Annotated in this window: 15 protein-coding genes and 1 pseudogene; 9 read left to right on the forward strand and 7 right to left on the reverse strand. The window is 66.0% G+C overall.

Annotated elements, in window-relative coordinates:
• Positions 1 to 14: 14 nt before the first annotated feature.
• From scpA to HJG53_RS00240, 4 genes and pseudogenes are all read left to right on the forward strand, one after another.
• Complete coding sequence (gene scpA / locus HJG53_RS00225) at positions 15 to 2,282, forward strand: methylmalonyl-CoA mutase (RefSeq protein WP_171127244.1); 2,268 nt, start codon at positions 15 to 17, stop codon at positions 2,280 to 2,282.
• Between the two features lie 107 nt (positions 2,283 to 2,389).
• The gene (gene bioB / locus HJG53_RS00230; RefSeq protein WP_368039505.1) at positions 2,390 to 3,367 is read left to right on the forward strand and encodes a biotin synthase BioB; all 978 of its coding nucleotides are present in this window, start codon (positions 2,390 to 2,392) and stop codon (positions 3,365 to 3,367) included.
• The gene (locus HJG53_RS00235; protein WP_171127245.1) at positions 3,364 to 3,744 is read left to right on the forward strand and encodes a lysozyme inhibitor LprI family protein; all 381 of its coding nucleotides are present in this window, start codon (positions 3,364 to 3,366) and stop codon (positions 3,742 to 3,744) included. Before bioB ends, HJG53_RS00235 begins: the two co-directional genes overlap by 4 nt.
• Positions 3,744 to 5,811 (forward strand): annotated as a pseudogene (locus HJG53_RS00240) (biotin carboxylase N-terminal domain-containing protein). Before HJG53_RS00235 ends, HJG53_RS00240 begins: the two are co-directional and overlap by 1 nt.
• Positions 5,812 to 5,902: 91 nt before the next feature.
• On the opposite strand, the gene HJG53_RS00245 reads toward HJG53_RS00240, so the two are convergent.
• The 4 genes from HJG53_RS00245 to galE all read right to left on the reverse strand — a co-directional run bounded on the left by HJG53_RS00245 (position 5,903) and on the right by galE (position 9,614).
• On the reverse strand, positions 5,903 to 6,025 hold the full coding sequence (locus HJG53_RS00245) for a DUF2474 domain-containing protein (protein ID WP_171127246.1): 123 nt from the start codon (positions 6,023 to 6,025) through the stop codon (positions 5,903 to 5,905).
• Entirely contained in the window at positions 6,003 to 7,010 is a 1,008-nt protein-coding gene (gene cydB, locus HJG53_RS00250) for a cytochrome d ubiquinol oxidase subunit II (RefSeq protein WP_171127247.1), read from the reverse strand. The genes HJG53_RS00245 and cydB overlap by 23 nt, the downstream gene beginning before the upstream one ends.
• 163 nt (positions 7,011 to 7,173) lie before the next feature.
• A complete protein-coding gene (locus HJG53_RS00255) occupies positions 7,174 to 8,607 on the reverse strand; it encodes a cytochrome ubiquinol oxidase subunit I (RefSeq protein ID WP_171127248.1) in 1,434 nt (477 codons plus the stop codon).
• Positions 8,604 to 9,614, reverse strand: a complete 1,011-nt coding sequence (gene galE, locus HJG53_RS00260; protein ID WP_171127249.1) for a UDP-glucose 4-epimerase GalE — start codon at positions 9,612 to 9,614, stop codon at positions 8,604 to 8,606. Before galE ends, HJG53_RS00255 begins: the two co-directional genes overlap by 4 nt.
• A gap of 74 nt (positions 9,615 to 9,688) precedes the next feature.
• Between galE and HJG53_RS00265 the strand changes: the two genes are divergently transcribed.
• Positions 9,689 to 10,513, forward strand: a complete 825-nt coding sequence (locus HJG53_RS00265; protein WP_171127250.1) for a metallophosphoesterase — start codon at positions 9,689 to 9,691, stop codon at positions 10,511 to 10,513.
• A gap of 86 nt (positions 10,514 to 10,599) precedes the next feature.
• On the opposite strand, the gene HJG53_RS00270 is transcribed toward HJG53_RS00265, so the two are convergent.
• From HJG53_RS00270 to rplU, 3 genes are all read right to left on the reverse strand, one after another.
• The gene (locus HJG53_RS00270) at positions 10,600 to 11,151 is read right to left on the reverse strand and encodes a GNAT family N-acetyltransferase (RefSeq protein WP_171127251.1); all 552 of its coding nucleotides are present in this window, start codon (positions 11,149 to 11,151) and stop codon (positions 10,600 to 10,602) included.
• 167 nt (positions 11,152 to 11,318) lie between these two features.
• Complete coding sequence (gene rpmA, locus HJG53_RS00275) at positions 11,319 to 11,591, reverse strand: 50S ribosomal protein L27 (protein WP_171127252.1); 273 nt, start codon at positions 11,589 to 11,591, stop codon at positions 11,319 to 11,321.
• A 29-nt stretch (positions 11,592 to 11,620) separates the two neighbouring features.
• The gene (gene rplU, locus HJG53_RS00280) at positions 11,621 to 12,016 is read right to left on the reverse strand and encodes a 50S ribosomal protein L21 (RefSeq protein WP_171127253.1); all 396 of its coding nucleotides are present in this window, start codon (positions 12,014 to 12,016) and stop codon (positions 11,621 to 11,623) included.
• A gap of 218 nt (positions 12,017 to 12,234) precedes the next feature.
• Here rplU and HJG53_RS00285 point away from each other — a divergent pair, with 218 nt between their 5' ends.
• The 4 genes from HJG53_RS00285 to HJG53_RS00300 all read left to right on the forward strand — a co-directional run bounded on the left by HJG53_RS00285 (position 12,235) and on the right by HJG53_RS00300 (position 17,624).
• Positions 12,235 to 14,889, forward strand: a complete 2,655-nt coding sequence (locus HJG53_RS00285) for a TonB-dependent siderophore receptor (protein WP_171127254.1) — start codon at positions 12,235 to 12,237, stop codon at positions 14,887 to 14,889.
• A gap of 125 nt (positions 14,890 to 15,014) precedes the next feature.
• Positions 15,015 to 15,278 (forward strand): 30S ribosomal protein S20, encoded by a 264-nt coding sequence (rpsT, locus tag HJG53_RS00290; RefSeq protein WP_171127255.1) that lies wholly within the window; start codon positions 15,015 to 15,017, stop codon positions 15,276 to 15,278.
• 432 nt (positions 15,279 to 15,710) lie between these two features.
• Positions 15,711 to 17,075, forward strand: a complete 1,365-nt coding sequence (dnaA, locus tag HJG53_RS00295) for a chromosomal replication initiator protein DnaA (RefSeq protein WP_171128059.1) — start codon at positions 15,711 to 15,713, stop codon at positions 17,073 to 17,075.
• 36 nt (positions 17,076 to 17,111) lie between these two features.
• Positions 17,112 to 17,624: a GNAT family N-acetyltransferase gene (locus HJG53_RS00300; protein WP_171127256.1), complete on the forward strand. Its 513-nt coding sequence runs from the start codon at positions 17,112 to 17,114 to the stop codon at positions 17,622 to 17,624.
• The last annotated feature ends 177 nt before the right edge of the window (positions 17,625 to 17,801 follow it).

Raw genomic sequence — 17,801 nt, forward strand, 5'->3', positions numbered from 1 at the left:
GTGGAGCCAGAGCGATGACTGACAAGCACACACTGGACGACTGGTCCGCCCTCGCCGCGAAGGAAGTGAAGGGCCGCGACCTCACCTGGCCCACGCCGGAAGGGATCGCCGTCAAGCCCCTCTACACGGCGGACGACACGGCCACGCTCGACCCGGGCCTGCCCGGCTTCGCGCCGTTCACGCGCGGCGTGCGCGCGTCGATGTATGCCGGCCGCCCCTGGACCATCCGCCAATATGCCGGCTTCTCGACCGCCGAGGAATCGAACGCCTTCTATCGCCGCAACCTGGCCGCCGGGCAGAAGGGCCTGTCGGTTGCTTTCGATCTCGCCACCCACCGCGGCTATGACAGCGACCACCCGCGCGTCACCGGCGATGTCGGCAAGGCGGGCGTTGCGATCGATAGCGTTGAGGACATGAAGATCCTGTTCGACGGCATTCCGCTCGACCAGATGTCGGTTTCCATGACGATGAACGGCGCGGTGATTCCGATCCTCGCCTTCTTCATCGTCGCGGCGGAAGAGCAGGGCGTCTCGCAGGACAAGCTCGACGGCACCATCCAGAACGACATCCTCAAAGAGTTCATGGTGCGGAACACCTATATCTATCCGCCCGAACCGAGCATGCGGATCGTCTCCGACATCATCGGCTACACCTCGGCCCATATGCCGAAGTTCAACTCGATCTCGATCAGCGGCTATCACATCCAGGAAGCCGGCTCGACTATCGTGCAGGAGCTGGCTTTCACGCTGGCCGACGGGATGGCTTATGTCCGCGCCGCCCAGGAAAGTGGGCTGGATATCGACGCTTTTGCAGGGCGTTTGAGCTTCTTCTTCAATATCGGCATGAACTTTTTCATGGAGGTGGCGAAGCTCCGCGCCGCCCGCCTGCTCTGGCACCGCGCGATGACGATGCTGGGCGCGAAGGAGGATCGCTCGAAGATGCTCCGCACCCATTGCCAGACCTCGGGCGTGAGTTTGCAGGAGCAGGACCCCTACAACAACGTCATCCGCACCACGATCGAGGCAATGGCGGCGGTGCTGGGCGGGACCCAGTCGCTCCACACCAACGCGCTCGACGAAGCGATCGCGCTGCCGACCGACTTCTCCGCCCGCATCGCCCGCAACACCCAGCTGGTGATCCAGGAAGAGACGGGGATCACCAAGGTAGTCGATCCGCTGGGCGGCTCCTATTATGTCGAAGCGCTGACGAACGAGCTGGCCGAAAAGGCGTGGGAGATCATCGAGCGGGTCGAGGCCGAAGGTGGCATGGCTAAGGCGGTCGCCGCCGGCTGGCCCAAGGCGATGATCGAGGAAGCCGCCGCCGCCAAACAGGCCCGCGTCGATCGTGGCGAAGACGTGATCGTCGGCGTCAACAAATACAAGCCGCTCGAAGAGTCCGAAATCGAGATCCTCGACGTCGACAATCACCGCGTCCGCGAAGCCCAGATCGCCCGCATCGAGCGGGTCAAGGCAGGACGGGACGAGGCGGCGTGCCAAAGTGCACTGAAGGCTCTGAGGAAGGCTGCTGCAAATCCTCCCCGGAACGGGGAGGGAGACCATGCGAAGCATGGTGGAGGGGGCCCAGTCACCAGCACCCAACCGGAGGGCCCCCTCCACCAATCGGCTGACGCCGATCGGTCCCCCTCCCCGGTCCGGGGAGGATCAAATCTCCTCGCCCTGGCCGTCGAGGCCGCCCGCGCACGCGCGACGCTCGGCGAAATCTCCAAGGCGATGGAGGATGTGTTCGGCCGCTATGGCACCGTGCCGACGCCGGTGAAGGGCGTCTATGGCGGCGCCTATGCCGATGACAGCCGCTGGGAGGCGGTCGTCGCCGGCGTCGAGGCGTTCGAGCGCCGCCGTGGCCGCAAGCCCCGCATCCTCGTCGCCAAGATGGGGCAGGACGGGCATGATCGCGGCGCCAATGTGGTCGCCTCGGCCTTTTCCGATTTGGGCTTCGAGGCGATCAGCGGGCCGCTGTTCCAGACGCCGGAGGAGACGGTGATGCTCGCGCTGGAGAAGGATGTCGACGTGGTCGGCGCCTCCAGCCTCGCAGCCGGTCACAAGACGCTGATCCCCGAGCTGATCCGGCTGCTGAAGGAAGCTGGCCGGCCGGACATCCGCGTCACTGCGGGCGGGGTCATCCCGTCGCAGGATTATGAGTATCTGCGCGCGGCTGGGGTGGCCGGCATTTACGGACCCGGCAGCAACCTGGTCGAGTGCGCGGCCGACGTGCTCCGCCTGCTCGGCCACAACATGCCCCCGGTCGAGGAGGCTGCGGAGTGACGGAGGTGGCAGAAAAGAATCCGTTCGTTTCGAGCGAAGTCGAGAAACGCGCGTCCACGCACTCCGAGCCCCGCTTCTCGACTGCGCTCGAAGCGAACGGAGTAAGGATCGATTGGACCCGCGAGGAAATCCGCGCCCTCTTCAATCTCCCCTTCACCGACCTCCTCTTCCGCGCCGCGACCGTCCACCGCACCCACCACGCGCCGGATCAGGTCCAGCTTTGCACCCTGCTCAGCATCAAGACCGGCGGCTGCCCGGAGGATTGCGGCTATTGCTCCCAGTCCAAGCATGCGAGTTCGGGCGTCAAGGCGACCAAGCTGATGGACCCGCGCGCGGTGCTGCAGATGGCCGCGCAGGCCAAGGATGCGGGCTCGCAGCGCTTCTGCATGGGTGCCGCCTGGCGCAACCCGAAGGACCGCGACATGCCCGCCATCGTCGAGATGGTGAAGGGCGTCCGCACCATGGGGCTGGAGACCTGCATGACCTTGGGCATGCTGACGCCATCCCAGGCCGAGCAGCTCGCCGAGGCCGGCCTCGACTATTACAACCACAATATCGACAGCAGCCCGGAATATTATGAGCGGGCGATCACCACGCGGACGATGGCCGACCGGCTCGACACGCTGGCCAATGTGCGTGGCGCGGGGATCAACGTCTGCTCGGGCGGCATCGTCGGCATGGGCGAGACGCGGGAGGACCGCGTCGGCTTCATCCACACGCTGGCGACGCTGGAGCGCCATCCCGAAAGCGTGCCGGTCAACGCGCTGGTGCCGGTCAAGGGCACGGTGCTGGGCGACATGCTCGCTGACACGCCGATGTCCAAGATCGACGATATCGAGTTCGTCCGCACCGTCGCCGTCGCCCGCATCACCATGCCGCTCAGCATGGTGCGGCTGAGTGCGGGTCGCGAGAGCATGTCCGAGCCGACCCAGGCGCTCTGCTTCCTCGCCGGCGCAAACAGCATCTTCACCGGCGACAAGCTGCTGACCGCGCCGAACGCCGGTGACAATGCTGACGCGGCACTGTTCGCGAAGCTGGGGCTGAAAGCTGCTCCTTCAGTGAGCGCGGAAGGCCACGTCCAATGATCCTCGCCCTTCTAATCTCAATGGCGATGCAGACTGAAGTCAACTGCGACGATGCTGTCACTCAGCGGGACATGAACTTCTGCGCGGGCAAGGATTACGCGGCCGCCGATGCCGCACTCAACCGGCAGTGGGCGCGGACATCGACCGCGATGAAGGCGGCTGATCGCGACTTCAACCGACCCGATGGCGGCCCTGGGTATCATGCGGCTTTGTTGGCGGGCCAGCGAGCTTGGCTCAAATACCGGGACGCACACTGTGTATCAGAAGGATATGGCGCAAGGGGAGGTAGTATGGCGCCGATGCTCCTAAACCTGTGTCTAGCTAAGCTCACCAAAGAGCGGACCGAGCAGCTTAGGCAGTTGGCAGTCGAGGAATGATGTTCAAGAAAATCCTGGTCGCCAATCGCGGCGAAATCGCGTGTCGGGTGTTCCGCACGGCCAAGAAGATGGGGATCGCGACGGTCGCGGTCTATTCGGATGCGGATGCGCGGGCGCCCCATGTGATGATGGCGGACGAGGCGGTGCGGCTGGGGCCGGCGCCGGCGGCGGAGTCCTATCTGAAGGCGGACCTGATCCTGCTCGCCGCCAAGGAGACGGGCGCGGACTGCATCCATCCGGGCTATGGCTTCCTGTCCGAACGCGAGAGCTTCGCGCGCGCCTGTGCGGAGGCGGGGATCGCCTTTGTCGGGCCGCCGCCGAACGCAATCGCTGCGATGGGCGACAAGATCGAGTCGAAGAAGCTCGCCAAGCAGGCCGGCGTCAATGTCGTGCCCGGCTATCTGGGCGAGATCGCCGACACCGAAGAGGCCGTTCGCATCGCCAAGGACATCGGCTTCCCGGTGATGATGAAGGCCTCGGCTGGCGGCGGCGGCAAGGGCATGCGGCTGGCCTGGAGCGAGCAGGACGTGCGCGAAGGCTAAGCGTGAGGGCCTCGCCAGCTTCGGCGACGACCGCGTGTTCATCGAGAAGTTCATCGAAAGTCCGCGCCACATCGAAATCCAGGTGCTGGGCGACCAGCACGGCAACATCGTTTACCTGAACGAGCGCGAATGCTCGGTGCAGCGCCGCCACCAGAAGGTGGTCGAGGAGGCGCCGTCGCCCTTCGTCAGCCCGAAGATGCGCAAGGCCATGGGCGAGCAGGCGGTCGCGCTGGCCCGGGCAGTCGGCTATTATTCGGCGGGCACCGTCGAGCTGATCGTCTCCGGCGCCGATACGACCGGCGAGAGCTTCTACTTCCTCGAAATGAACACCCGCCTGCAGGTCGAGCATCCCGTGACCGAGGAGATCACCGGCCTCGACCTTGTCGAGCAGATGATCCGCGTCGCGGCGGGCGAGCGTTTGGCGTTCGGCCAGGAGGATGTGAAGATCAACGGCTGGTCGGTCGAAAACCGGGTGTATGCCGAGGACCCGTATCGCGGGTTTCTGCCGAGCACGGGGCGGTTGGTGCGGTATCGCACACCGGGCACCCAAACTCCGTTCGCTTCGAGCGAAGTCGAGAAGCGGGGCTCGGAGCAGGTGGACACGCGTTTCTCGACTTCGCTCGAAACGAACGGAAGGGTAAGGGTCGACGACGGCGTGGCGGAAGGCGGCGAAGTTTCCCGCTTCTACGACCCGATGATCGCCAAGCTCATCACCTGGGCGCCAACGCGCGAGGAAGCGATCGACGCGCAGGTCGCCGCGCTCGATCGGTTCGAGATCGACGGCCCGGGCCATAATATCGATTTCCTCTCCGCGCTGATGCAGCATCCGCGCTTCCGCTCGGGCGCGCTCACCACCGGCTTCATCGCCGAGGAATATCCGGACGGGTTCCACGGCGCGCCGGCGTCGGACCCGCTCATCGACCGCATCGCTGCCGTCGCCGCGATGATCGGCCTGGAGACCGACGCCCGCGGCGCCGAGATCAGCGGCCAGCTCAACGGCCATGAAGGCGTCGCCGCCGAGCGCGTGGTCCGGATCGGCGGGCGCGACCTCCACGTCTCGTTCGACGAGGATGAGGACGGTCTGATCGCCACGATCGACGGCGATCGCAGCCTGTCGCTTGCCGGTGACTGGGCGCCTGGTCAGCCGCTGTTCGACGGCACCGTCGACGGCGAGCCGGTCGCCATCCGCGTCGAGCGCAAGGGCCGCCGCTGGAAGCTCACCACGCGCGGCGCTTCCCACCTTGTCGACGTCTGGCCGCCCCACGTGGCCGCGCTCACCCGGCACATGATCGAGAAGGTGCCGCCCGACCTGTCCAAATTCCTGCTCTGCCCGATGCCCGGCCTGCTCGTGTCGCTGACGGTCAAGGAAGGCGACAAGGTCGAGGCCGGCCAGCCGCTCGCCACCGTCGAGGCGATGAAGATGGAGAACATCCTCCGCGCGGAGAAGGCGGGCACGGTCAAGCGGGTCGAGGCGAAGCCGGGCGACAGCCTGCAGGTGGATGCGGTGATCCTGGAGCTGGAATAGTCGCTCATTCCCGCTCGTCCCGAGCGAAGTCGAGGGGCGCTTGTGCCGAACTCCGAGCCACCGCCCCTCGACTACGCTCGGGACGAGCGGCTTAGGTAATCCACCACCTCAGCACCAATGCTACCACGCCTAGCGCCAGCACGCTCGCCGCCCAGATCGCGGCGAACCAGCCGATCCGCTGCAGCCACAGCCTAGTGATAGCCGGCCTCGGCAACCTTGCCGCGGAACACCCAATAGCTCCACGCCGTATAGGCGAGGATGATCGGGATCAGCACCGCGGCGCCTACGAGCATGAAGAGCTGGCTCTTGGCCGGCGCCGCGGCCTGCCAGATGGTCACCGCGCCGGGCACGATCTCCGGAAAGATCGAGATGCCGAGCCCCAGCAGCGACAAACCGAACAGCGCCAGCGTATAGAAGAACGGGCTGCGCTCATGTCCCCTGGCGAGCGCGCGGAAGAGCATGACCGCAGTGATCGTCACCAGCAGCGGCACCTGGGCGGTCGCGAGCACGCCCGGCCATTCGAACCAGCGCTTCCAATATTCGCCCTCTAGGAACGGCGTCGCCGCGCTCACCGCGCCGATGGCGAGCAGGGTGGCGATGGCCAACGGACTGGCCCAACGGCGGGCATCGTCATGGATGCGGCCTTCCGTCTTCCACATCAGCCAGCAGGCGCCGAGCAGCGCATAGCCGGCGACGAGGCTGGCGCCGGTCAGCAGCGAGAACGGGCTCAGCCAGTCCCACCAGCCGCCGCCATAGGCGCGCCCTTCCACATGGATGCCCTGCAGCAGCGCACCGAGCGCGATGCCTTGGGCCAGCGTCGCGGTCAGCGACCCGGCGAAGAAGGCCCAGTCCCAAAAGGCGCGGTGTGCGGGATCGCGCCAGCGAAACTCGAACGCGACGCCCCTGAACACCAGCCCCAGCAGCATCGCGATCAGCGGCGCATAGAGCGCCGGCAGGATGATCGCATAGGCCAGCGGAAAGGCTGCCAGCAGCCCGCCGCCGCCCAGCACCAGCCAGGTCTCGTTGCCGTCCCACACCGGGGCGATCGCGTTCATCGCCGCGTCCCGCTCCTTGCCCACCTGGAAGCTGGGGAAGAGGATGCCGATGCCGAGATCGAACCCGTCCATCACCACATACATCGCGACCGCGAATGCAATCACGAAGGCGAACACGACGGTGATGGTGGGATCGGGGGTCATCCGGCGTATCCGATCCTTCGAGACGAGCCTTCGCCTCCGCTCAGTCTCTCCTCAGGATGAGCGTAGATGGGTTTCCCGCTCATCCTGAGGAGCCGTTGAGCCTGGCGAAACGGCGTCTCGAAGGACAAGTTTGCACCGGACGTGACGGCGGCGTGGAGCACTCTCACCGCGCGCCCTCCGCCACGTCCGCGCGCGGGTCGATGCGGCGATCCACCTGGCTTGCGGGCGTGATGCCGGCCGTGCGGATCGGCGCGTCGGCGGGGCCGGGCTCGTGCGGCATTGGCGGGTGAGCCATCAGCTTCAATATGTACCAGGTGCCGAGGCCGAACACGGCGAAATAGACGAGGACGAACGCGACCAGCGACGTCGCCACGGCAGGCGCGGCGAGCGGCGCCACCGAGTCCGCGGTCCGCAGCACGCCATAGACGGTGAAGGGCTGGCGGCCGACTTCGGTCGTGACCCAGCCCGCGATGACGGCGATGAAGCCGGTCGGCCCCATCAGCAGCGCCCAGCGGTGCAGCAGCGGCCAGTCGTAGAGCCGCCTCCTCAAGCGAGCGATCAGGCTCGCCGCCCCGAGCGCCGCCATCAGCAAGCCGAGGCCGACCATGATCCGAAACGACCAGAATATGATCGCCACCGGCGGCTCGCGGTCGTCCGGTATTGTGTCGAGGCCCGCGAGCGGCGCGTCCGGATCATGCTTCAGGATCAGCGACGACGCCTTGGGGATCTCCACCGCATAGTCGACGCGCTTCCCGGCCTGGTCGGGCAATCCGAACAGGATCAGCGGCGCGCCCTTCGGGTGGCTGTCGAAATGCCCTTCCATCGCCATCACCTTGGCCGGCTGGTGCTCGAGCGTGTTGAGGCCGTGCATGTCGCCGAGCAGGATCTGCAGCGGCGCGACCAGCGTCAGCATCCACATTGCCATGCTGAAGCTGGTGCGAACCGCCTCGGTGCTGCGGCCGCGCAGCAGGTGAAAGGCGCCGACCGCTCCCACCGCCAGGGCGGTCGTCAGATAGGCCGCCGTCACCGTGTGCGCGAAGCGATAGGGGAAGCTCGGGTTGAAGATGATCTCCCACCAGCTCGCCGTCGGCAGCAGCTGCCCGGTCGGCCCGACCGAAAAGCCGACCGGCGTCTGCATCCAGCTGTTCACCGACAGGATCCAGAAGGCGGAAATGGCCGTGCCCAGCGCGACCATGCAGGTGGCGAGGAAGTGCATGCCCCGGCCGACCTTCTCCATGCCGAACAGCATGACGCCCAGGAAACCCGCTTCCAGGAAGAAGGCGGTCAGCACTTCATATTGCATCGGCGGGCCGATCACCGGCCCTGCCTTGTCGGAGAAGACCGACCAGTTGGTCCCGAACTGGTAGGACATGACGATGCCCGACACGACGCCCATGGCAAAGGCGACCGCGAAGATCTTCAGCCAATATTTGAACAGGTCGAAATAGCGGCTCTCACCGGTCTTCAGCCACAGCCCCTCCAGCACCATCAGGTAACTGGCGAGGCCGATCGAGAAGGAGGGGAAAATGAAATGAAAGGAGACGGTGAAGGCGAACTGCGCCCGCGCGAGCAGGAGCGCGAGTTCGCCGTCGGTCACGCGACCTCCGCCTCCCGCCGCTCGGCAAGCTTGCGCTCCCAGGCCAGGGCGTCCTGGATGATGGTGTCGAGATCGTCGCGCTCTGGCCGCCAGGGCAGGGCGGCGAGGATCGCGCTGTTGTCGGCGACCAGCTCGGGCGGATCGCCGGCGCGGCGCGCTTCCATCCGCCGCTCGATCGTCATGTTGGTGACCCGGTCCACCGCGTTCAGCACCTCGAGTACCGAAAATCCGCGGCCATAGCCGCAGTTCAGCGTGTAGCTCCGTTGCGGCTCCGCAATCAACGCCTCCAGCGCGTGCAGGTGCGCCGCCGCGAGGTCGCTGACATGAATATAGTCGCGGATGCCGGTGCCATCGGCCGTGGGGTAATCCGTGCCATAGACCGAGACATGGCTGCGCTTGCCGGTCGCAGCCTCGACCGCGACCTTGATCAAATGCGTGGCGCCCGCGGTCGACTGGCCGGTGCGCCCCTGCGGGTCCGCACCTGCGACATTGAAGTAGCGAAGCGCGCAGTAATTGAGCGGATGCGCCGCGCTGACATCGCGCAGCATCTTCTCCGTCATCAGCTTGGATTCGCCATAGGGATTGATCGGCCGCGTCGGTGTGTCCTCGGTGATCGGCACCACATCCGGCATGCCATAGGTCGCGGCAGTCGAGGAAAAGATGAAATGCCTCACACCGCATTCCACCGCGCTTTCGATCAGCGAGCGCGATGCGGCGGTGTTGTTCTTGTAATATTTCAGCGGCTTCTCGACCGACTCTGGGACAATGATAGAACCCGCGAAATGCATGATCGCGCCCACTTGGTGCTGGCGGAGCGTCTCCCGAACCAGCACTTCGTCGTCGATCGAGCCCTGGAAGAACGCCGCGCGCTCATCGACCGCCCAGCGAAAGCCGGTCACCAGGTTGTCGATCACCACCACCGGATAGCCGGCGTCGAGCAGCGCGAGCACGGCATGGCTGCCGATGTAACCGGCGCCGCCGGTCACCATCACGGTAAGCTTGGTCATGAAGTCCCCTTAGAACGGCGTGTTGACCGGTAAAAGCCTGCGACCCATTGGGGGTTCCTGCGTTAGGGGCCTCGATGACCAGACTCTTCCATATCAGCGACGTGCATTTCGGCTGCGAGGACAGCCAGGCCATCGATTGGGTGCGCGAACGCATCGCGGCCGAGAAGCCGGCGGCCGTGCTGCTGACCGGCGATCTGACGATGCGCGCACGCACCCGTGAGTTCCAGGCTGCCTGCGACTGGATCTTGTCGCTCGACGCGCCGGTGACGGTTGAGGTGGGCAATCACGACCTGCCTTATTTCAACCTGCTCGAGCGTTTCTTCACGCCTTATCGACGCATTCGCCGCATCGAGCGGCTCGTCGAGCGCGAACTCGCGCTGCCCGGCGTATCGATCGTGCCGCTCAAGACGACCGCGCGGGCGCAATGGCGGCTGAACTGGTCGCGGGGCTGGGTCGGCCCGCGCGCGCTTGCCCGCAGCCTCAAATGCATCGACGTCATTCCCGATCGCAAGGTGGTGCTGGTCACGGCGCATCATCCGTTGGTGGAGATGCGCCGCGGCAAGTCGCTGACCAAGGGCGGCGAGCGTGCGCTGGCCGCGCTCGCCGAGGCGCAGGTTACCGCCGTGCTCAGCGGCCATGTCCATGATCCGTTCGACCTGGTTCATGAGACGCCGAATGGTCCGATGCGGATGATCGGCGCCGGCACCCTGTCGAGGCGCGTCCGCTCGACGCCATGCAGCTTCAACGAACTGACGATCGAGGACGGCGAGGTGCGGGTGAAGGTCCGCACCTTCGGCGAGCAAGTGCCGACGCCCGAGATGCAGATCGACGACGTACCCCCGAACGCGCTGCCGCCCAAGGCCGGCGAGCCGGTCGCCCCAGTCGCGGCGAGCGTCTAACAACTCCGTTCGTTTCGAGCGAAGTCGAGAAACGCATTTGACGTCCTCGACGCTTCTCGACTTCGCTCGAAGCCAACGGTTGAAGGCTAGGCCGCCTCCAGGCAGCGCATGCCTGCCTCACATTCCGCCCCGTCCGCATACAGCACGCAGTCCACCTCGCCCCCGCGCGCGACGCTGTGACGCCGGACGACGCGGCCGGTCGGCCGAAAGCCCAGCTTGCGGAGCACTCGGCCGGAGGCGGGATTGTCGACGAAATGGCCGGAGCGGATGCAGTCGAGCTTCAGCGACTCCCGGCCCCCGCGCAGCAATGCCGCGGCGGCCTCGGTCGCGAACCCCAGGCCCCAATAAGAGCGGGCGATCCAATAGCCGAGCTCATGACCATTCCCGTCCGGATGAATGCCGACGCCGCCGACCAAGCGCGGCGCGCCTGACGTGCGGGCGAAGACGAGCAGGCTCAGCGGCCACTCGGCTTCCTGCTGGGCGCGGAGATACGCTTCGGCATCGTCGAGCGTGTAGGGGGAGGGGATGCGCGCGGTGTTGCGCGCGATCGCCGGATCGCTGGCGATGGCACGCTGCACGGCAGCGGCATCCTCGATCCAGCCGGGCCTCAGCAACAGCCTGTCGGTACGCACGAACATCCTCGCTCTCCTTTTATCGAGCGCGCCTTGCCGTCATTCGGTGACGGCGCGGCGACAATGGAGAGGGAGAAAAACAAAAGGGAGACCGGGGCTACCCGTCTCCCTCGTCATCCACCTTGGTGGACTTTCGGGTCGCCCCAGTGGCGACCCGTTTTCACGTTCGCCCGTTACTCGGCCGCTTCGGCCATAATCGCGTCGACCGAGACATATTTGCGGCCGAGCTTGCCCTGGTGGAATCGCACGCGGCCTTCCGCGGTCGCGAACAGGGTGTGATCCTTGCCCAGGCCGACATTGCGGCCCGGATAGGTCTTGGTGCCGCGCTGACGCACGATGATGTTCCCGGCGAGGACTTCCTCACCGCCGAACTTCTTCACGCCGAGGCGGCGGCCCGCGGAATCGCGGCCGTTGCGCGAGGAGCCGCCTGCTTTCTTATGCGCCATGACTAACTACTCCTGATCTTCGTTTCGGCTCAGGCCTCGGCGGCCGGGGCGGCAGCCTCGGCAGCGGGCGCTTCGGCGGCCGGCTTGGCGGCGCGCGCCTTCTTGGCCTTGGGTTCGTCGTTCTGCTGCGCGCCGACGCTCAGGATCTTGAGGATCGTGTGCTGCTGGCGGTGGCCGTTGCGACGGCGATAATTGTGGCGGCGACGCTTCTTGAAGACGATGACCTTCTCGCCCTTCGCCTGCGCGACGATCTCGGCCGCCACGGTCAGGCCGTCGGTCGACTTCAGTTCGCCGCCTTCGCCGGCCAGCAGGACGTCGCCCAGGGTCACCTTGGCCCCGGCTTCACCGTCGAGCTTCTCGACAACGATCTTGTCTCCTGCGGCAACGCGATACTGCTTGCCGCCCGTGCGCACGACTGCGAACATGGCCCTCATCAATCCATCAAAGCTGAACGCCGCGCGGAAACCCTTCCGCACGGGAAGTGGCGCAGCTAGGTGAGCCGGCCCGGCTTGTCAACCAAAACCGCGACTGTGGCGCAGCGGTCACAGCATTGCAGAATCGTGACACGCCGGCGCACGGACGCTTTGCGCCCGTGCCGAAACAGGACAGTCTCGGCCTATCACACGAAACGGGGAATTATCCTATGAACCGAATGATCTATCGTGCCGCACTGGTCGCCGCCGTGTCGCCGCTGGCGCTGTCGGCACAGCCGGTGTTCGCGCAGGCGGTGGTGAGCGCGGCCGACGACAATGCCCCGGCCGATGCCGATGCGACCATCGTGGTGACCGGCACGCGCCGGGCCGACCGCACGCTCGCCGACAGCCCGGTTCCCGTCGATGTGATCACGGCAGAGAGCCTGACCACATCGGGCTATACCGAGACGAACCGGCTGCTGAACCAGCAAATCCCGAGCTTCAACTTTCCGCAGCCGTCGATCACCGACGGGACCGACGTCGTGCGACCCGCGACGCTGCGCGGCCTGAATCCGGATCAGACGCTGGTGCTGCTGAACGGCAAGCGCCGCCACACCTCGGCGTTGCTCAACATCAACGGGTCGGTCGGTCGCGGCACCTCGGCCGTCGACATCAACCTCATTCCCTCGATCGCCCTCAGCCGGGTCGAAGTGCTGCGCGACGGTGCCGCCGCCCAATATGGCTCCGACGCGATCGCCGGCGTGATCAACTTCCAGTTGCGGGATCAGCCGGAAGGCGGGCGGATCACCGTCAACTACGGTCTCTATAATACCAATGTGCGCGGCATCCGCGACGTGACGGGCATCGTGCAGGGTCCTGGCGGCACGCCGCTGCTCAACCCGGACGGCACGCTGCAGGTCACTCGCGCGGACAGCGACCGGCATGTCACCGATGGCCACACGCTGACCGTCGCCGGCACGATCGGTCTCCCGATCGGCGATGGCGGTCACCTGAACCTTTCGGCCGAACTGCAGCGTCGGGGGCCGACCAACCGCACCGGTCCCGACGTGCGCCGCCAGTACAACCTGATCGCCGGCGCCTTCGATCCCCGCGAGCTCACCTTCGACCGCTACAGCCACCGCTATGGCGACGCGAAGACGTCCGACCTGAAGCTGTTTATGAACTTCGGCACTCCGCTCAGCGACGCGGTCGAGCTCTATGGCTTTGCGACCTATGGCTATCGTGACGGGGAGAGCGCGGGCTTCTACCGGCTTGCCAACGACGCCCGCAACGTGCCGGCAATCTATCCGGACGGCTTCCTGCCGTTCATCAACACCGACCTGAACGACTATCAGGGGCTGATCGGCCTGCGCGGCGAGGCTGCCGGCTGGCGCTACGATCTGTCGGGCAGCTATTCGCGCAACGCCTTCGACTTCAAGATCACGAACACGCTGAACCGCTCCTTCGGTGCGGCTTCGCAGCTTGCCTTCGATTCGGGCGGACTGCGTTACACCCAGGCCATGGCCAATCTCGATGTCAGCCGCGACTTGAGCGTCGGCTGGCTCAAGGACCTGACGGTCGCGGGCGGTCTCGAATATCGCCGCGAGACTTTCGACATCCGGCCCGGCGAAGTCGCCAGCTATGCCAATGGCCCTGCCGGCGGTGCGCCGGGCGCCCAGGTGTTTCCAGGCTTCCAGCCGGTGATCGGCGGCCAGCGCGTCGACCAGCAGCGGGCGCGGCACAATGTCTCCGCCTATGCCGAGGTCGACGCCGACGTGAACGACCGCATCAACGTCCAGCTCGCAGGCCGCTACGAGGATTATTCGGACTTCGGCTCCAGCTTCAACGGCAAGCTTGCCGGCCGCTTCGAGTTCGTCGACGGCTTCGCGGTCCGAGGCGCGATTTCGACCGGCTTCCGCGCGCCCTCGCTGCAGCAGCAATTCTATGCGGCGCAGGCGACCAACAACGTCAACGGCGTGCTGCTCGACACCGTCACGCTCCCGGTCGACAATCCGGTGGCGATCGCACTCGGCGCGACGCCGCTCGATGCCGAAAAGTCGCTCTCCTATTCAGCGGGCTTCGTGTTCACCGCCGTCCCGCGGCTGAACGTGACGGTCGACTTCTATCAGGTCGATATCGACGATCGCATCGTCGTCACCGACAACCTGACCGCCAGCCGCGATGCAGCCGGCAACCCCAGCGGCGCCAATCCGGGCCGCTCGATCGCCCAGATCCTCAACAATGCGGGCTTCAACACGGTCAGCGCCGCGCGCTTCTTCGTGAACGGCCTCGACTCGCGCACCCGTGGCATCGACGCGGTGGCGACCTACCGGTTCGAGCTGGGCGATTTCGGCCGGCTCAGCGCGACTGCCGGCTTCAACTACAACAAGACCAGCATCCGCCGCGTTCTCGCAGCGCCCGGACCGCTCGCCAACATTCCGGGCCTGGTGCTGTTCGGGCGCCAGGAACAGGGCCGCCTCGTCCGGGGCCAGCCACGCACCAAGATCAATCTCGGCCTCGATTACGATGTCGGGCGGTTCGGCCTGACGTTCCGCGCCAACCGCTTCGGCAAGGTGGAAGCGACCGGCGGCGAGATCGGCCCGGCCGGCAGCGGCGTGTTCAATGACAACTTCCTGAAGGCGCAGTGGGTCAGCGATGCGGAAGCCCGCTTCACCTTTGCCGAGCGGTTCGAGGTCGCGGTCGGCGCCAACAACATCTTCGACAGCTATCCGACCCCGGTGCCGGTCGGCCAGGCGGGCGTCAGCGCGACCAACGGCGCTGCCGTCTTCTACCCGCAGACCAATTATGTCGCGCCGTTTTCGAACTATTCGCCGAATGGCTTTAACGGCCGTTTCATCTATGCGCGCGCAACGGTGAAGTTCTGACGCCTTAAGCGGAGGAGCGAGCCGGTTGACCCGACTCGCCCCTCCCGCTATGGGGACCTGCTTCCGGGGCGCGGGCTCAAATCCGCGCCCCTGTCACATTCCAGCCGAACCCTAGAGGACCATCAATGGCGAATACGCCGCAAGCCAAGAAGCGCATCCGTCGCAACGCCCGTCGCGCCGACATCAACCACGCGCGCATCAGCCGCATCCGTACCTTCGTCAAGAAGGTCGAGGCCGCGATCGATTCGGGCGACAAGGCTGCGGCGACCGCCGCCATCGCCGCCGTCCAGCCGGAGCTGGCGCGGGGCGTCGCCAAGGGCGTGCTGCACAAGAACACGGCGTCGCGGAAGTTCTCGCGCCTGACGAAGCGGGTCTCGGCGCTCGCCTGAGCGCCTCCGCACGCCAGTTCAGCGGTTCGACAAAGGGCTCGTCGGCAGGGATGCCGGCGAGCCCTTTCGTTTGTGACGATGTCGTTACGGCCAAGTTACGGTTCTTCCATGATTCGTTCTGCGGCCATTTGGAACAACAGGTGAAAACCCGCAGAAATCGGCCGTTTTTCAGCGTTCAAACGGGAAAATGGCGGAAATCCGAGTCAACCTGGATTATTTCCGAAATGCGACAAAGCATCGCTTGATCGACTCACGAACCGAGCCCTACAACCCGATTCCCGGCGCTCGAATCGATGCTCCGGGGCCTAGTTTTGAGAGACAGTCAGCAGGCGCTGGAAACCTCGGTTTTTGGCGGTGGGACGACTTGTCTTCAGCAAACCGCCAGGCAGCCGGGGGGCTGGGACGGGCACAGGGGAGGGGCGATTGGGTCCAATGCTGGTGCGTGAGAAAAATATGGATCGGGGCGAACAGGTCTCGGGCGCCTGGGCGGCTATCCGGGAAGGCCTGAAGCGCGACTGCGGGGCACGGCTGTTCGACCATTGGTTGAAGCCGATCATGCTGTCGGGGATGAGCGACAAGGGCGACGTGGTGCGCCTGACGCTGCCGACGGAGTTCCACGCGAACTGGGTGCGCGCCCATTATGCCGACCGGCTGCTGCTGGCCTGGCGTGCGGCGCTGCCGAGCGTCCGCGAAGTCCGCATCGATGTCGCGCCGAACGAGATCGTTACCCGCATCTACACCGCCGACGAAGCCGAAGTGGTGCCGACCGCGCCTCCGGCGCCCGGCTTCGACGCGCGCCAGACCTTCGACCGCTTCGTCAGCGGCGACGAGAACCGCGTCGCGCTCAATGCCGCCAAGGCGCTTGCCAATGGCGAACTGAGCTTCTCGCCCTTGTTCATCCATTCGGCGACGGGGCAGGGCAAGACCCACCTGATGAACGCGATCGGCGCCGCCTATCGCGCCCGCGTGCCCTCGGCGACGATCCTGTTCATGTCCGCCGAGCGTTTCATGGTCGAGTTCGTCTCGGCGATGCGCGACAAGGATACGCTCAACTTCAAGCAGCGGCTGCGCTCGGCCGACCTGCTGATGATCGACGATGTGCAGTTCATCTCGGGCAAGGGCTCGACCCAGGAAGAGTTCCTGCACACGCTCAACGAGCTGACTGGCGCCGGCAAGAAGGTGGTGATCAGTGCCGACCGCGCCCCCCAGGCGCTGGACGGCGTCGAAAGCCGCATCCTGTCGCGGCTGGCGAGCGGCCTGGTGGTCGACATCAAACCCGCGACCTTCGCGCTGCGCCTCAAGATCGTGAAGGCAAAGCTCGCCACCATGGCCGACGTGCAGATGCCCGAGGCAGTGGCGGAACTGCTCGCCGCCCGCATCCAGACCAGCGTCCGGGAACTGGAAGGGGCGCTCAATCGGTTGACGGCCTATGCGCTGCTCAACGATCGGGCGATCGACCTTGCGTTCGCGCAGGAGGTGCTGGGCGAGATGCTGAACGCATCGACCCGCCGCATCACCATCGACGAGATCCAGCGCGCCGTCTCCGCACATTACGGCATGCGCCAGGCTGAGATGGTCTCGGCCCGCCGCGCCCGCGCCGTCGCCCGTCCGCGCCAGATCGCGATGTATCTGGCCAAGCGCCTGACGCCGCGCTCGCTGCCGGAAATCGGCCGGCGCTTCGGTGGCCGCGACCACACGACCGTGATCCACGCCGTCAAGCAGATCGAGCGGCTGCGCGGCGAAGACGCCGACCTTGACGCCGACGTCCGCACGCTGATCCGTCAGCTGGAGGCATAAGGCGCGGCGCTGCGGTCGCGGCGCTGAGAGGCGGCCGTGCCAGAAATCCGGACCGAACGGCTTCGGCTGCGACCCGCGCTGGCGTCCGACGTGGCGGCGTTTCACGACATCTTCAGCGACCCTGCCGCGATGGCATTCTGGTCCACGCCTCCGCACAGGGACCTGGCCGAAACCCAAGCCTGGGTCGCCGGGATGATGGCGATCGATGCCGGCGAAGGGGAAGACTTCGTCATCGAACGAGAGGGCCGGCTGATCGGAAAGGCAGGTCTGTATCGCTTTCCCGAGATCGGGTTCATCCTGCATCCCGCGGCCTGGGGGCAGGGCTATGCCCGCGAGGCTCTGATCCCGATCCTGGACCGCGCCTTTTCCCTACACCGGCTGCCCTTCGTCGAAGCGGACGTGGACCCCCGCAACACCGCTTCGCTCCGCCTTCTTGAGGGCCTCGGCTTCGAGGAGGTGGGCCGGGCCAGCCGCACCTGGAACGTCGGCGGAGTTTGGTGCGACAGCGTCTATCTGCGGCGTGATGCCGACAAGGCCAAGGGCAGCTAACGACCCGTAGCGGACCTTCATTGCACACTCGCCGCCGGACAAGCCGCGACGACCAGCCTTCGGCAGATCAGGCAGGCTTATCAAGCGGCCGAACGGGTGTGCCCTTTTTGGTAGGCGCGGACGCGTTCTGCTTGGGCGGTCCCTCCTTCTTCGCCTTACGTATCTCTTTGTTGCTCT

It is taken from the genome of Sphingomonas sp. ID1715 (assembly GCF_013044515.1).
Taxonomy (GTDB): Bacteria; Pseudomonadota; Alphaproteobacteria; order Sphingomonadales; family Sphingomonadaceae; genus Sphingomonas_B.